Below are 15,521 nucleotides of genomic sequence, written 5' to 3' on the forward strand. Positions count from 1 at the left end.
TTACAACCATACAGTCCAAGCGCATATGCTGAAATGTGGTCATAATACATAATATAAACAAGGACGAAGGAGGTTCTAGTATGACATACCTTAACGAAATAAAAGGAAAGCACCGCGGATTGACAAGCCACATTGTCAAAACGGAAAAATTCAAAACCGTCTCGATTATTTTTAAAATGCTTGCTCCTTTAACAAAAGAGGATGTGACAAAGAGGGCGCTTTTTCCGCATGTGCTTTTGCGGGGAACGAGCACCCGCCCCAAAACGGCCGAACTCAGATCGTATCTTGATGAACTTTACGGCACTTCCGTATCATGCGATCTCTCCAAAAAAGGGGAAATGCATGTCATCACATTCAGGCTCGATATCGCTAACGAAAAATTTTTAAAGGATCAGACACCGCTTCTGGAAAAAGGGCTTGAGCTTTTGTCAGAGATCATTTTTTCGCCGGCGCTTGAAGACGGGGCCTTTCTGCCGCTGTACGTGTCTCAGGAAAAACGCACACTAAAGCAAAGAATACAGGCGGTCTATAACGACAAAATGCGCTATTCAAATTTGAGGCTGATTCAGGAGATGTGCAAAGATGAGCCATACGCGCTTCACGTCAACGGAGAGCTTGATGATGTGGACGGCATCACGCCTCAAAGCCTGTATGAAGCTTATCAAAAAGCGGTCAGCGAAGACCAGCTCGACATTTACGTCGTTGGGGATGTGGATGAGCAGCAGGTGGATTCGTACATTTCCAAATACTTTGAAGCAAACGAGCGGGAGCTGAGACCTGTTCCCGAGCTTGAGCAAACCCGCACAAGGGAGCCTCAGGAAGTCATCGAGGATGCTGATGTCAAGCAAGGGAAGCTGAACATGGGATTTCGGACGGGAACGCATTTTACGGATGACGATTATCCGGCGCTTCAGCTGTTTAACGGCTTGTTTGGCGGATTTTCACATTCCAAGCTGTTTATTAATGTCAGGGAAAAGGCCAGCCTTGCCTATTATGCGGCTTCCAGAATCGAAAGCTTTAAAGGGCTGTTGATGGTGATGTCGGGGATTGAAGTCGGCAATTATCAAAAAGCCGTCGACATCATCAAGGAGCAGTTTCAGGAAATGAAAAAAGGCAGCTTTACAGAAGAGGCAATCGACCAGACGAAAGCCGTCATTAAAAACCAGATTCTTGAAACGCTTGATACACCGTACGGTTTAGTCGAATTTATTTATCAGCAGGCTGCCGCCCAAACCGAATTTTCCTTGGAAGACTGGCTGGGACGAATCGACAATGTCACAAAAGAAGACATCATCGAAGTCGGAAAGAAAATCGATTTGGATACAACGTACTTTCTCAAAGGGACGGAGGGAGCATCTTGACGAAAACGATCGAATTTGAACAGCTGAAGGAAACACTATATTACGAAAAAATGCCTGGCGGCCTCGATGTCTATGTTCTTCCGAAAGAAGGATTTAACAAGACATATGCGGTCTTTACCACAAAATACGGGTCGATTGACAATCAGTTTGTCCCGCTCGGAAAAGATGAAATGGTCCGCGTGCCTGATGGAATCGCACACTTTCTCGAACATAAGCTCTTTGAAAAAGAAGACGGCGACGTTTTTCAGCAATTCAGCAGGCAGGGAGCTTCGGCAAATGCGTTTACCTCCTTCACAAGAACGGCCTACCTGTTTTCAAGCACGTCAAATGTGGAAGAAAACCTGGAAACGCTCGTCGACTTTGTGCAGGACCCTTACTTTACAGAAAAAACGGTTGAGAAGGAAAAAGGCATCATCGGACAGGAAATCAACATGTATGACGACAACCCCGACTGGCGCCTGTTTTTCGGCCTGATCGAAAACATGTATCAAGAGCACCCTGTCCGGATCGATATCGCAGGCACGATCGAAAGCATCTCTCATATTACAAAAGACCTTTTGTACGAATGCTATGAGACGTTCTATCATCCGAGCAATATGCTGCTGTTTGTCGTCGGTCCGGTCGATCCCGAAGCGATCATTCGCCAGGTCCGCGAAAACCAGCAGAAAAAACCGTATACAGACCAGCCTGAAATCGTCCGGAAAGAAGTTAAAGAGCCTGGGGCCGTATTTAAAAAAGAACAGGAAATTAAAATGAATGTTCAAAGCTCAAAATGCCTCGTCGGTTTAAAAAGCGCTCATCCGATGAATACGGGAGAAGCCCTGCTGAAGCATGAGCTGACCATCAACCTCATCCTCGAGTGTCTGTTTGGCAAAAGCTCAAGCGATTACGAAAGAATTTATGAAAAAGGGTATATCGATGAGACATTCAGCTATGACTATACTGAAGAACACGGATTTGGCTTCGTCTCTGTCGGCGGAGATACGCCTGAGCCTGACAAGCTGGCCGAAGAGCTCAAACAAGTGCTGTTCAAAGCGAAAGAAACGATCACAGCCGAAAAGCTGGAACTGGCCAGAAAGAAAAAAATCGGCAATTTCCTGAAATCGATGAATTCGCCTGAGTACATCGCCAACCAGTTTACACGGTACGCTTTTCTGGAGACGAGTCTGTTTGATATCGTCACCGTACTCGAATCGATTACGCTTGATGACGTTCACCGCGTCATTGAGGAAGAAGTTGAGGAAGACAGGATCACCGTCTGCAAAGTCGTTCCAAAATCATAAAGCAAGGTCTGAAAGTTCAGCGTGCAGGGATATTTCCGATGCACGCTGAACCTTTCTTCTTTTTTAACGGAAAGGTGGAAATATGGTATGACAAAACTCGCTCTCATCACCGGCGCAAGCGGCGGAATCGGGCAAAGCATCAGCGAAAAGCTTGCGCAAAACGGGTATGATCTTCTCCTCCATTATCATACAAATGAGAAGGCGGCCGCTTCACTTGCAGAAAGGCTGTCACATACATACGGCATTCACGCTGAAATCATTCACGGCGACCTGTCCGACCCCGGAGGTGCAAAAACCGTTTCCGCTTCCATCGGCGGACGGGCGCTAGACGGCATCGTCTTGAACAGCGGACAAAGCTTCCGCGGGCTTGTGACAGATATGACCGATGAAGCTGTACAGGACATGGTGCAGCTCCATGTCTCAAGCCCGTTTCTATTAACGAGGAATCTGCTTCCGGCGATGATCAGGAAAAAGTCCGGCGCTATTGTAGCCGTCAGCTCTATTTGGGGTGAGACAGGGGCGTCGTGCGAAGTTTTATACAGCATGACAAAAGGCGCGCAAAATGTGTTTGTCAAAGCCCTTGCAAAAGAGCTTGCGCCGAGCGGCATCAGAGTCAACGCTGTTTCTCCGGGCGCTGTAAAAACAAAGATGATGAGCTCATTTTCAAAAGAGGAAGAAGAGATGATCGCCGATGAGATTCCGATGGGAAGGCTCGCCGAAGCCGAAGAGGTTGCAGACGCCGTCTTGTTTCTGCTCTCGGCGAAAGCATCTTATATCACGGGTCAAATTTTGTCAGTTAATGGCGGCTGGCATTGTTAAAAACATGTATAGTTTACGATTCCCAAGAGAATAATAAGGCTGTAACTTCAAGAGAATGGAGGGGCCTGATATGTCCGTACTGGATAATTGGGATCAGTGGAAAAACTTTTTGGGCGACCGTTTGAACTATGCCCAAGAACAAGGAATGTCAAAAGAAACCATCTCAGATCTTGCATATGAGATCGGCGATTATTTGGCCGGTGAGGTTGATTCAAAAAACCATCAAGAACGAGTGCTCGCAGACCTTTGGAGCGTGGCTTCCGAAGAAGAGCAGCGCGCCATTGCGAACGTGATGGTTAAGCTTGTTGAAAACAACAGCTCACATTAAGGAGAGAGTGTGTTCACTCTCTCTTTTTTATAGGCGCGATTTTGCCTGCGGCACCGCTTTTATCGTTTGCTTTTCGCCCCGACAGGGTAAACAGCATTCAGGCGCCGATACAGCAGGTTTTTCCCGATTTTGGGAAACGGACGTTTTTCTTATTTAATCACAACATTCTGCTTTCTAATTAAGACAAAATGCTTTATGATAAAGGAAGGTAAATTTTTGCCACGATGATGGGTAGGGAGGTTATCATTTGGCAAAGCTCGAATGGTACTTAGAATATGAAATCCAAGTCAACCGTCCCGGACTTCTGGGAGATATATCCTCTTTATTGGGGATGCTTTCAATTAATATTGTGACCATTAACGGCGTCGATACACAAAGAAGAGGCCTCTTGTTAAAATGCCGTCATATAGATCAGATTAAGCGATTGGAATCGATTTTGAACACGATGGATACGATTAAAGTCACGAAGCTCCGCGAACCGAAGCTTCGCGACCGTCTCGCTGTAAGGCACGGCCGCTATATCCAGCGGGATGCAGACGATAAAAAAACGTTCCGGTTTGAACGCGACGAGCTCGGCTTGCTTGTCGATTTTATGGCTGAGCTGTTTAAAAAAGACGGGCACAAGCTGATCGGGATCAGGGGAATGCCCCGCGTCGGCAAGACGGAATCAATTGTTGCTTCAAGCGTCTGTGCAAGCAAAAGGTGGCTTTTTGTTTCTTCGACGCTGCTGAAGCAAACGATCAGAAGCCAGCTGATTGCCGATGAGTACAGTCCGGAAAATGTTTTCATTTTGGACGGCATTGTGTCGACGAGAAGAGGATCTGAACGCCATTTGCAGCTCGTCAGTGAGATTATGCGTCTGCCGGCGACCAAAGTTGTCGAGCATCCGGACATTTTCGTGCAAAATACGGAATATACGATGGACGATTTTGACTACATCATCGAATTGCGTAACAGCCCCGATGAGGTGATTACATATGAGCACGCTGAAGAACCGCAGATGTTTGACCATTCAGGTTTTTCCGGCTTTGATTTTTAAAATGGAAGGTGTTTGTTGTGACTGAACTAGGAAATCGGCTGAAAGAAGCCAGAGAGGAAAAAGGGATGTCATTGGACGACCTTCAGGCGGCCACAAAGATCCAAAAAAGGTATTTAACGGCCCTTGAAGAAGGAAACTATGATATCATTCCGGGGAAATTTTATGTGAGGGCTTTTATCAAGCAGTACGCCGAAGCTGTCGGCCTCGACTCGGAGCACTTGTTTGAAGAGTTTAAAAAAGATATCCCTAATTCTTACAATGATGAGGTTTCTGAGAAGCTTTCTTCAATCAAGCCGCAGAGGGAGCTTCCCAAGTCTGCCTCAAAAGCGCTTGAACTTTTGCCCACCTTGCTTGTGGCAGCCGGCGTTATCGTTGTGATCGCGATCATTTACGTCATTGTTCAGGCTGTAAACGGCGGAGGGAATCAGCAGGCTGAAGGGCCTAAAACAGAGGAATCGCAAAGCAAGTACGACGTCTCAAAAGATTCCCCGCTGACTAAGGAAAATCAACAGAACACGGATGCGCAGAAAGACAGCGCTGAAGGCGACAAAGAAAAAAAGGATCAGCAGTCTGATGAGAACGACAAGCTGACCATTAAAGCGACCGCAAGCGAAGGCTCTTCCACAACCTATGAAGTATCAGGATCCGACAAGCTGGAGCTTGAAGTAAAGGCAAGCGAAAACTCATGGGTCAGAGTGCGCGACGAGAAAGGAAGCTCTCTTAAAGAAGGAATGATGAAAAAAGGGGAAACCTTTCAAAAGAATATAACCGATCAATCGCAAATTGATTTGCGGATCGGATATGCGCCGGGCGTTGAAATTAAAATCAACGGAGAAGTTCTTTCTTACAAGCTCGATCCTAAGACTGTGATGACACAAAACATAACGATTCAAAATAAAAAGGAGGAAAAGTCATCTTAATTGCACAGATGACTTTTTCTTGCGTTCATCATCATTAGGAAAACATACATATATGGAGGAACCTTTATGTTTAATTTACCGAATAAAATCACGCTTTCTAGAATCGCATTAATTCCTGTTTTTATGGTCATCATGCTTGTGCCGTTTCAGTGGGGGGCTGTCTCCTTCGGCAGCGAGTCGATTCCGGTCACCCATTTGATCGGCGCACTGCTGTTTATTTTCGCTTCGGTCACCGATTGGGTTGACGGCTATTATGCAAGAAAGCTGAACCTTGTAACAAACTTTGGGAAATTCCTTGACCCGCTTGCAGACAAGCTGCTCGTGTCTTCCGCTTTGATTATTCTGGTGCATTACCATCTTGCTCCGGCCTGGATGGCCATTGTCATTATCAGCCGGGAATTTGCCGTAACGGGACTGCGGCTCGTCCTTGCGGGAACGGGGGAAGTCGTCGCAGCCAACATGCTTGGAAAAGTGAAAACATGGGCCCAGATCATCGCGATCTCTGCCCTTTTGCTTCACAATCTCCCATTTGAGCTTGTATCCTTCCCGTTCGGCTCTCTTGCTTTATGGGTGGCTGTCTTTTTCACAGTCGTATCCGGCTGGGATTATTTCGCTAAAAACTGGGATGCTTTAAAAACATCGAACTAAACGTAGGGAAGTGGAAACAATGAAGTTGGAAAGAAAAGCGGAAATTATCGCTGTCGGCTCTGAGCTTCTGCTCGGACAAATCGTTAATACAAATGCTCAGTTTATCAGCAGGCATTTGGCCGAAATCGGCATTAACGTCTTTTATCACACGGCGGTGGGAGACAATCCGGAGCGCCTTAAACAAGTCATTCAGACAGCGCAGCAAAGGTCTGACTTCATCATTTTTTCGGGAGGCCTCGGACCGACGAAAGACGATCTGACAAAAGAAACGATCGCCGAAGTTGTCGGGCGCCCTCTTAAGCTCGACGATGAAGCCTTCGAATCGATTCAGGATTACTTCAAAAAAACGAACCGGGAGATGTCGCCGAACAACCGCAAACAGGCGCTGATCCTCGAAGGATCCGATGTTCTGCCGAACCGCTTTGGGATGGCTCCGGGAATGCTGCTTGAGCATGAATCGCGCTTTTATATGCTTCTGCCGGGACCTCCGAAAGAGCTGGAGCCGATGTTTGAAAACGAAGCGAAGCCGCTGATTTTGGAAAAGCTCGGCTCGAGGGAAAAGATCGTGTCAAGGGTGCTGCGCTTCTTCGGCATCGGTGAATCCCAGCTTGAAACCGATTTGGAAGATCTCATCGATGCGCAGACTAATCCGACAATCGCTCCGCTTGCGGCAGACGGGGAAGTCACGCTCAGGCTTACGGCAAAGCATGCGGATCCGGAGGAGACAAACCGCTTGTTAAAAGAAACGGAAGACCGCATTTTGGAGCGGGTCGGAGAATTCTTTTACGGGTATGATGATACATCCCTCGCAGAAGAGCTTGCGAAAGCATGCCGGAGCAAGGGTATGACTCTGGCTGCTGCGGAAAGCTTTACAGGCGGGCTTTTTTCCAGCTGGCTGACGGAAATGAGCGGCGCTTCCGAATATTTCAAAGGCGGCGCCGTCTGCTACACAAACGAATTGAAAGTGTCAGCGGCCGGCGTTTCGGAAGACACGCTGCAGCGCTATGGTGCGGTCAGCGCGCAATGCGCTAAAGAGCTCGCCGCAGGCATCAGAGTCAAGACAGGAAGCGATATCGGCATCAGCTTCACTGGAGTAGCCGGGCCGAATACGCAAGAAGGCCATCCGGCTGGAAAGGTGTTTATCGGCATCTCCGTGAAGGACCAGGCTGAGGAAGCGTTCGAATTTCAGTTCGCCGGATCCAGGTCTGCGGTGCGGAAGCGTTCTGCCAAATACGGCTGCCATCTGTTGCTGAAAATGATGGAAAAATAAGCGGAAACCGGATTTTCGGAATATCTTTCTTTCGAAAAAGGCCATTCCATTTTAGGAGATCGATTTTTCCTCTTAAAAAAATCGAATATGCGTTCGCTTTTTTCTTGGCAAATCCGCATAAACAAGGTATAGTAGATATAGCGGAAGTGATAAAGGAGGAAAATAGAATGAGTGATCGTCAGGCAGCCTTAGATATGGCGCTTAAACAAATAGAAAAGCAGTTTGGTAAAGGTTCGATTATGAAACTCGGCGAACAAACTGAAACGAGAATTTCAACAGTTCCGAGCGGTTCTTTAGCGCTCGATGCGGCTCTTGGAGTGGGCGGATACCCGCGCGGCCGGATTATTGAAGTATACGGGCCTGAAAGCTCCGGTAAAACGACGGTGGCGCTTCATGCGATTGCCGAAGTTCAGCAGCAGGGCGGACAAGCGGCGTTCATCGACGCCGAACACGCGCTTGATCCCGTCTATGCACAAAAGCTGGGCGTCAACATTGATGAGCTTTTGCTGTCACAGCCTGATACGGGCGAGCAGGCGCTCGAAATCGCTGAAGCCCTTGTCAGAAGCGGAGCGGTGGATATCGTTGTCATCGACTCTGTAGCAGCGCTTGTGCCGAAAGCTGAAATCGAAGGAGATATGGGGGATTCCCACGTCGGTTTGCAGGCCAGACTGATGTCTCAGGCGCTTCGCAAGCTTTCCGGAGCGATCAATAAATCGAAGACCATCGCGATCTTTATCAACCAGATTCGTGAAAAAGTCGGTGTCATGTTTGGAAATCCTGAGACGACGCCAGGCGGAAGAGCGCTGAAATTCTACTCTTCTGTCCGCCTTGAAGTGCGCCGCGCAGAGCAGCTGAAACAAGGCAACGACGTCATGGGGAACAAGACGAAAATCAAAGTCGTGAAAAACAAAGTGGCACCTCCATTCCGGACAGCCGAAGTGGACATTATGTACGGGGAAGGAATTTCAAAAGAAGGGGAAATCATCGACCTCGGAACAGAGCTTGACATCGTTCAAAAGAGCGGTGCATGGTACTCTTATCAGGAGGAACGCCTTGGACAAGGCCGTGAAAACGCCAAACAGTTCCTGAAAGAAAACAAGGATATCCTTTTGATGATTCAAGAGCAGATCCGGGAGCACTACGGTTTGGATACTGGAGGCGCTGCTCCTGCACAGGAAGACGAGGCCCAAGCTCAGGAAGAACTCGAGTTTTAATCATGAAACGTGTGAAAGGCTGCCGGCCCGATCGGCAGCCTTTTACTTTATTCTTCGCTTTCAGGCGCTTCTCTTCCATCCATCCTCTTCATGAGGGCAGTTTGAAAGGCGTTTAATCCAGAAACGTTAAGACCGTAAGCTTGACAAGTATTTCCCACACAATTACAATGAAATTGTATCACTTGTTTTTCTTAACATGATTGATAAACATTTAAACTTGACAAGGGCTGTGAATCCGCTTCACTCCCTGTGAAGGTTCTGTATGTTGAGAAGAAGTACAATGTACATGCCGACACTTACTTTTAGCAAGACAAGTTCATAGCAAGAGGAGGTGAAAGTTATGAGTCCTTTAGCAATTCTCATCTCCATTTTGCTGAGCCTATTCTGTTTAGTTGTTGGCTACTATGTTCGTAAAATCATTGCCGAAGCAAAAATTTCAGGTGCGCGAAATGCAGCCGAACAAATTCTTGGAGACGCAAAGCGGGATGCTGAAGCGTTGAAAAAAGAAGCCCTTCTTGAAGCAAAGGACGAGATTCATACGCTTCGGATAGAAGCTGAACAAGAAGTTCGTGAAAGACGAAATGAGCTTCAAAAACAAGAAAACCGTTTACTTCAAAAGGAAGAGAACCTTGACCGAAAAGATGAATCATTAGATAAACGGGAAGCGATGTTGGAGAAGAAAGATCATTCTCTGAATGAACGACAACAACATATTGAAGAGATGGAAAGCAAAGTGGATGAAATGATTCGTATGCAGCAGTCAGAGTTGGAGCGTATTTCAAGTCTGACGCGAGATGAAGCGAAGCAAATCATTCTGGAACGGGTTGAAAACGAGCTTTCCCATGACATCGCGATCATGATGAAAGAAAGTGAAAATCGAGCGAAAGAAGAGGCTGATAAAAAGGCGAAAAATATTCTTTCATTGGCTTTACAGCGCTGTGCGGCAGATCATGTGGCCGAGACAACGGTTTCAGTTGTCAACCTTCCAAATGATGAGATGAAAGGCCGCATTATCGGACGTGAAGGACGTAATATCCGTACATTGGAAACATTGACGGGGATCGATCTGATCATCGACGATACGCCGGAAGCCGTTATCCTTTCAGGATTTGATCCGATCAGGCGTGAAACAGCCAGGATCGCTCTTGATAAACTCGTTCAGGATGGCCGCATTCATCCTGCCAGAATCGAAGAAATGGTTGAGAAATCCCGCCGTGAAGTGGATGATTACATCCGCGAAATGGGTGAACAGACGACGTTTGAAGTTGGAGTTCACGGTCTTCATCCCGATTTAATCAAAATCCTCGGCCGCTTGAAGTTCAGAACGAGCTACGGACAGAATGTACTGAAACATTCAATGGAAGTGGCGTTTCTGACAGGCTTGATGGCTTCAGAGCTCGGAGAAGACGTAACGCTCGCAAAAAGGGCAGGACTTCTTCATGATATCGGGAAAGCGATTGACCATGAGGTGGAAGGAAGCCACGTTGAAATCGGTGTGGAACTGGCCACCAAGTATAAAGAGCATCCAGTTGTCATCAACAGTATCGCATCTCACCACGGAGATCAGGAGCCGACTTCCATCATCGCCGTGCTCGTGGCCGCAGCCGATGCGCTGTCTGCCGCAAGACCAGGCGCAAGAAGCGAAACGCTCGAAAACTATATTCGCAGGCTTGAAAAACTGGAAGAAATCTCCGAATCATACGAAGGTGTTGAAAAATCATTCGCGATACAAGCGGGACGAGAGGTGCGGATCATGGTCAAACCTGACTCAATCAATGATCTTGAAGCCCATCGTTTGGCGCGTGATATTCGAAAACGAATTGAGGACGAGCTTGACTACCCTGGACACATCAAGGTAACCGTAATCAGGGAAACGAGAGCCGTTGAATACGCAAAATAAAGTGGTGCGAATGCGCCACTTTATTTTTTTGTTTCCTTGTGTAACACTATAATTAAAACCTATTTAAAAAAAGAAAGGGTCAAATTATGAGAATTTTATTTATTGGAGATGTCGTCGGTTCGCCCGGCAGAGACATGATCAAAACCTATTTGCCGAAGCTGAAGCTCAAATATAAACCGAATGCCGTCATCGTCAACGGAGAAAACGCCGCACACGGAAAAGGCATTACCGAAAAAATATATCACCAGCTCATTCAAGCTGGAGCCGACGTTCTCACGATGGGAAACCACACATGGGATAAAAGGGAAATATTTGATTTTATTGATGATGCGCCGCAGATCGTCAGACCCGCCAATTTTCCCGAAGGCACGCCTGGAAAAGGCATCACATACATAAAAACAAACGGTTCGAAGGAACTGGCTGTGATCAATTTGCAAGGCCGCACTTTTCTGCCTGCGATCGATTGCCCATTTCGAAAAGCTGATGAATTAATAGAAGAAGCGTCAAAAAGAACGCCGTTCATCTTTATCGATTTTCATGCCGAAGCGACAAGCGAAAAGCAGGCGATCGGCTGGTATACGGACGGCCGCGTTTCAGCGGTTGTCGGAACGCACACGCATGTTCAGACAGCGGACAACCGCATTCTTCCGAAAGGCACGGCATATATAACAGACGTGGGGATGACTGGGCCTTACGACGGTATTCTCGGCGTCGACCGCGAGACGATTATCAAGCGTTTTAAAACGAGCCTGCCCGTCCGTTTTGAGATTGCCGAAGGCCGCACAACTCTGAGCGGAGTTGTCATCGACATCGACGAACAGAGCAAGAAAGCCGTTAAAATTGACCGGATATTAATTAATGACGACCACATGTTTTTTGAATAACTAAACAGAAAATCATTTTAGAAAAATATTAAAAGGAAAGCAGGAATATCCCGGTCCTATCGTGAATATAGTAAAAATGGAAGGTACCCTGCTATTTTTGAAAAGCAATTAAAAGGGGATGGCTTTGAAAATAGCAACATCTAATAATGATTGTTCTAATGAACACTCACTTATCCATTGTAAACTTAAGGGGGAGCAGGAATGGAAATATTAAAGGTTTCAGCAAAATCAAATCCAAACTCGGTCGCAGGTGCGCTCGCAGGAGTCTTGAGGGAACGAGGGGCTGCAGAAATTCAAGCAATCGGAGCTGGGGCATTAAATCAGGCTGTTAAAGCGGTAGCGATTGCACGGGGATTTGTAGCGCCGAGCGGAGTCGATCTGATTTGCATTCCGGCGTTTACGGACATTCAAATTGACGGTGAAGAACGAACAGCGATTAAGCTAATCGTAGAGCCTCGCTGATAGAAAGATCACTCTTTTTCAAATGCTTCAACCTGCTTACTTTTACGTAAGCGGGTTGTTTTTGGTTTGTCCGTTTTTGAAAAATCAGCCGGGAGAGGATGAACATGAAGATTTTTGATGCCCACTCTGATTTGCTGCTGAAGCTCTGGAAAAATCCGAAGCTCAATGAATACAGCGACCCGTCGCTTCAAACGCCGGTCCAAGCGCTTTTAAACGGAAAGGCGAAAGTGCAGTGTCTGGCGATTTTTCTGCCTGAAACCGTGCCAGACACAATAAGGCTTGAAATGGCGCTTGTGCAGATCCAGCTGTTTCACGAAAAAATTGCAAAGTACAAGCGGATCAAACTGATCAAAAATAAAGCCGATATCGACAAGCTCAAAAGCGATGAAACCGGCATCATTTTAACGATGGAAGGCTGTGAGCCGATCGCAAAAAACTTAAGGCTGTTTGACATCTTTTTTCAGCTCGGAGTCAGAAGTTTCGGCCTGACATGGAACTGGGCCAATACGTTCGCAGACGGCGCTTTAGAAGAAAGAAACGCCGGCTTGACTTCTTACGGGGAAAGGCTGATTCGCAAGGCGAACAAAAACCGGGCATGGACAGATCTCTCCCATTTATCCGAAAAAAGCTTTTGGGGTGCGATTGAAACGGCGGCGTATCCGATCGCCTCTCATTCGAATGCCCACAGCCTTTGCCCTCATCCGAGAAATTTAAAAGACGATCAAATCAAAGCGCTTATTGATAAGAACGGCGTCATCGGCTTGACATTTGTCCCTGAATTCGTGAGAAACGGAAAAACGCCTGTGATCAAAGATATCCTCTCGCATATTGACCATGTCTGCTCTTTAGGAGGCGAGCGGCATATCGGATTCGGGTCTGATTTTGACGGCATCGACCGTGTCATTCCGAATCTTGAAGCCCACAAAGATTACGGGAATCTGATCGAAGCGCTGCAGCGCTCATATACACCAAGTCAAGTCGACGGATTTCTCTTTCAAAATTTCATCAGCCGCATCCCATTTTAAAAAAATATCATACATTTTTCAGAGGGTGTTCATCTGTTTTCTCCAGAAGGACACTGGTGTTTACCAAGACTGATTATCGTGCTACAATCCTTTTGTAAAGCGATTTTACAAAGGGGGTCTGTTCATCTTGGACGGAAATATGAAAGCGCTTATCAAGAAGCCGGGGGAGCCGGGCGCCAGCTTCGAGCTCGTCCCGATTCCGAAGATCGACAAACACGAGGTCCTGATCAAAGTCAAAGCCGCATCGATTTGCGGAACCGATGTCCATATTTATAATTGGGATGAATGGGCGAAAAGCAGGGTTAAACCGCCTTATGTGTTCGGCCACGAATTTTCCGGCGAAGTTGTTCAAGTGGGGGAAAATGTGACTACGGTAAAAGAAGGGGAGTATGTTTCGGCAGAAACGCACATCGTTTGCGGAAAGTGCCTGCCGTGTTTGACCGGAAAAGAGCATGTCTGCAAAAAAACGCTGATTCTCGGTGTCGATACAGACGGCTGTTTTGCTGAATATGTCAAAATGCCCGCCGCAAACATTTGGAAAAACCCGGCCGGCATGCCTGAGGATCTCGCTTCTATTCAAGAACCGCTCGGAAATGCCGTGCATACGGTTCTGACGGGAATGACGGCTGGAGTGAAAGTCGCTGTCGTCGGCTGCGGACCGATCGGACTGATGGCCGTGGCAGTTGCAAAAGCGTCTGGGGCGGCGCAGGTGATCGCCATCGATAAAAATGAATACAGGCTCGACCTTGCATTGCAAATGAGGGCAACCGATATCATCTCCGTTGAAAAAGAAGATCCGCTCAAAAATGTAAGCGCTTTAACAAATGGTGAAGGGGCGGACTTGGTTTGCGAAATGTCAGGCCATCCGACGGCAATCCGCCAAAGTTTAAAAATGGCGGCAAACGGAGGACGGGTTCATGTCTTAAGCTTGCCTGAGCATCCCGTATGCATCGACATGACAAATGATATCGTCTTTAAAGGATTGACGGTCCAAGGAATTACCGGCCGCAAAATGTTTGAAACGTGGAGACAGGTCAGCGGTCTCCTCCAATCCGGCACGATTCAAATCAAGCCTGTCATCACTCACCGTTTCCCGATGGAAGAGTTTGAAAAAGGCTTTGAACTGATGAGAAAAGGGCAATGCGGCAAAGTCGTACTGATACCGTAGAAAGGAGAGATTAATATGAAAGAATTCAATTTTTTAGCTTCCGAGCTTAATACAATGAAAGAAAACGGAACTTTTCAAGAGCTGCCGATCATCGAATCAATGCAAGGATCAACCGTCAAAATGAAAGGAAAAGACATTATACAGCTTTCATCCAATAACTATCTCGGGCTGACGTCTCATCCGCGCCTCCAAAAAGCGGCCGAAGAGGCGGTCAAACGGTACGGAGCTGGAACCGGATCGGTCCGTACAATAGCCGGAACATTCACCATGCATGATGAGCTCGAAAAGAAGCTTGCTTCATTTAAAAACACTGAAGCGGCACTCGTATTCCAGTCCGGATTTACCGCAAATCAAGGCATTCTTTCAAGCATTCTCACCAAAGATGATCTTGTTATCTCAGACGAATTAAACCATGCTTCCATCATTGACGGCATCAGACTCACCAAAGCGGGCAAAAAAGTATATCAGCATGCGGACATGGAAGATTTAGAAAAGATTTTGAAAAAGTCGATGAACTACAGAATGCGCCTTATCGTTACAGACGGCGTGTTTTCGATGGACGGAGACATCGCGCCGCTGCCCGAAATCGTCCGGCTCGCTGAACAGTATGACGCATTTGTCATGGTCGACGACGCGCACGCGTCCGGCGTTCTCGGCGAAAACGGGCGCGGAACGGTTCACCATTTCGGGCTGGACGGGAAGGTTCACATTCAAGTCGGCACACTCAGCAAGGCGATCGGCGTATTAGGAGGCTATGCGGCCGGATCCAAGGTGCTGATCGACTACTTAAAGCATAAAGGAAGACCGTTTCTCTTCAGTACTTCCCATCCGCCGGCCGTCACTGCGGCATGCATTGAAGCGGTCAATGTGCTGATGGAGGAACCTTCATTGATTAAAAAGCTTTGGGACAATACCGCGTACTTCAAAAAAGAGCTTGAAAAAATCGGCCTTCCGCTGATTAAGAGCGAAACGCCGATTACGCCGATTTTGATCGGTGATGAAGCTGCGGCATGCCGCTTCTCAAACACGCTTTTTGAGCTCGGTTTATTTGCCCAGGCCATTGTATTTCCGACCGTCCCGAAAGGCAAAGCGCGGATCAGAACGATCATGACCGCCCAGCATTCGAAAGAAGAGCTCGATAAAGCGCTTGAAATCATTCAAACCGGCGCTAAAAAAGCGGGTCTGCTTTAAACTCATCGA

General features: G+C 47.2%; 15 protein-coding genes. All 15 read left to right on the plus strand.

The features are described 5' to 3' along the window. Nucleotides 1-80 precede the first annotated feature (80 nt). Nucleotides 81-1,361 (plus strand): EF-P 5-aminopentanol modification-associated protein YfmF, encoded by a 1,281-nt coding sequence (gene yfmF / locus H7F26_RS15860; protein ID WP_009328492.1) that lies wholly within the window; start codon nucleotides 81-83, stop codon nucleotides 1,359-1,361. After that, a complete protein-coding gene (gene yfmH, locus H7F26_RS15865) occupies nucleotides 1,358-2,644 on the plus strand; it encodes an EF-P 5-aminopentanol modification-associated protein YfmH (RefSeq protein WP_003181912.1) in 1,287 nt (428 codons plus the stop codon). Before yfmF ends, yfmH begins: the two co-directional genes overlap by 4 nt. An 87-nt stretch (nucleotides 2,645-2,731) precedes the next feature. Further along, on the plus strand, nucleotides 2,732-3,463 hold the full coding sequence (gene ymfI, locus H7F26_RS15870) for an elongation factor P 5-aminopentanone reductase (RefSeq protein ID WP_009328491.1): 732 nt from the start codon (nucleotides 2,732-2,734) through the stop codon (nucleotides 3,461-3,463). A gap of 70 nt (nucleotides 3,464-3,533) precedes the next feature. Continuing rightward, on the plus strand, nucleotides 3,534-3,791 hold the full coding sequence (locus H7F26_RS15875; protein WP_003181915.1) for a DUF3243 domain-containing protein: 258 nt from the start codon (nucleotides 3,534-3,536) through the stop codon (nucleotides 3,789-3,791). A 247-nt stretch (nucleotides 3,792-4,038) separates the two neighbouring features. Next, nucleotides 4,039-4,830: a YmfK family protein gene (locus tag H7F26_RS15880; protein ID WP_003181917.1), complete on the plus strand. Its 792-nt coding sequence runs from the start codon at nucleotides 4,039-4,041 to the stop codon at nucleotides 4,828-4,830. Nucleotides 4,831-4,847: 17 nt separating this feature from the next. Beyond that, entirely contained in the window at nucleotides 4,848-5,750 is a 903-nt protein-coding gene (locus H7F26_RS15885) for a helix-turn-helix domain-containing protein (RefSeq protein ID WP_003181919.1), read from the plus strand. 66 nt (nucleotides 5,751-5,816) lie between these two features. Beyond that, entirely contained in the window at nucleotides 5,817-6,398 is a 582-nt protein-coding gene (gene pgsA, locus H7F26_RS15890) for a CDP-diacylglycerol--glycerol-3-phosphate 3-phosphatidyltransferase (RefSeq protein WP_003181921.1), read from the plus strand. Between the two features lie 19 nt (nucleotides 6,399-6,417). Beyond that, nucleotides 6,418-7,668 carry a competence/damage-inducible protein A gene (locus H7F26_RS15895; protein ID WP_003181923.1) on the plus strand — a complete coding sequence of 417 codons (1,251 nt, stop codon included), beginning with the start codon at nucleotides 6,418-6,420 and terminating at the stop codon, nucleotides 7,666-7,668. Between the two features lie 167 nt (nucleotides 7,669-7,835). Next, complete coding sequence (gene recA / locus H7F26_RS15900; RefSeq protein ID WP_003181926.1) at nucleotides 7,836-8,882, plus strand: recombinase RecA; 1,047 nt, start codon at nucleotides 7,836-7,838, stop codon at nucleotides 8,880-8,882. Between the two features lie 340 nt (nucleotides 8,883-9,222). Further along, nucleotides 9,223-10,782, plus strand: coding sequence for a ribonuclease Y (gene rny / locus H7F26_RS15905; protein ID WP_003181928.1), 1,560 nt, complete (start codon nucleotides 9,223-9,225; stop codon nucleotides 10,780-10,782). An 86-nt stretch (nucleotides 10,783-10,868) separates the two neighbouring features. Further along, the gene (locus H7F26_RS15910; protein ID WP_003181930.1) at nucleotides 10,869-11,666 is read left to right on the plus strand and encodes a TIGR00282 family metallophosphoesterase; all 798 of its coding nucleotides are present in this window, start codon (nucleotides 10,869-10,871) and stop codon (nucleotides 11,664-11,666) included. A 201-nt stretch (nucleotides 11,667-11,867) separates the two neighbouring features. Beyond that, nucleotides 11,868-12,128, plus strand: a complete 261-nt coding sequence (gene spoVS, locus H7F26_RS15915; protein ID WP_003181955.1) for a stage V sporulation protein SpoVS — start codon at nucleotides 11,868-11,870, stop codon at nucleotides 12,126-12,128. A 104-nt stretch (nucleotides 12,129-12,232) separates the two neighbouring features. Further along, entirely contained in the window at nucleotides 12,233-13,153 is a 921-nt protein-coding gene (locus tag H7F26_RS15920; protein ID WP_021837473.1) for a dipeptidase, read from the plus strand. A gap of 124 nt (nucleotides 13,154-13,277) precedes the next feature. After that, nucleotides 13,278-14,321: an L-threonine 3-dehydrogenase gene (gene tdh, locus H7F26_RS15925; protein WP_111304960.1), complete on the plus strand. Its 1,044-nt coding sequence runs from the start codon at nucleotides 13,278-13,280 to the stop codon at nucleotides 14,319-14,321. 15 nt (nucleotides 14,322-14,336) lie between these two features. After that, nucleotides 14,337-15,512, plus strand: a complete 1,176-nt coding sequence (locus H7F26_RS15930) for a glycine C-acetyltransferase (protein WP_009328481.1) — start codon at nucleotides 14,337-14,339, stop codon at nucleotides 15,510-15,512. The last annotated feature ends 9 nt before the right edge of the window (nucleotides 15,513-15,521 follow it).

Source organism: Bacillus sp. PAMC28748 (genome assembly GCF_014250415.1).
In the GTDB taxonomy this organism is placed as follows: domain Bacteria; phylum Bacillota; class Bacilli; order Bacillales; family Bacillaceae; genus Bacillus; species Bacillus licheniformis.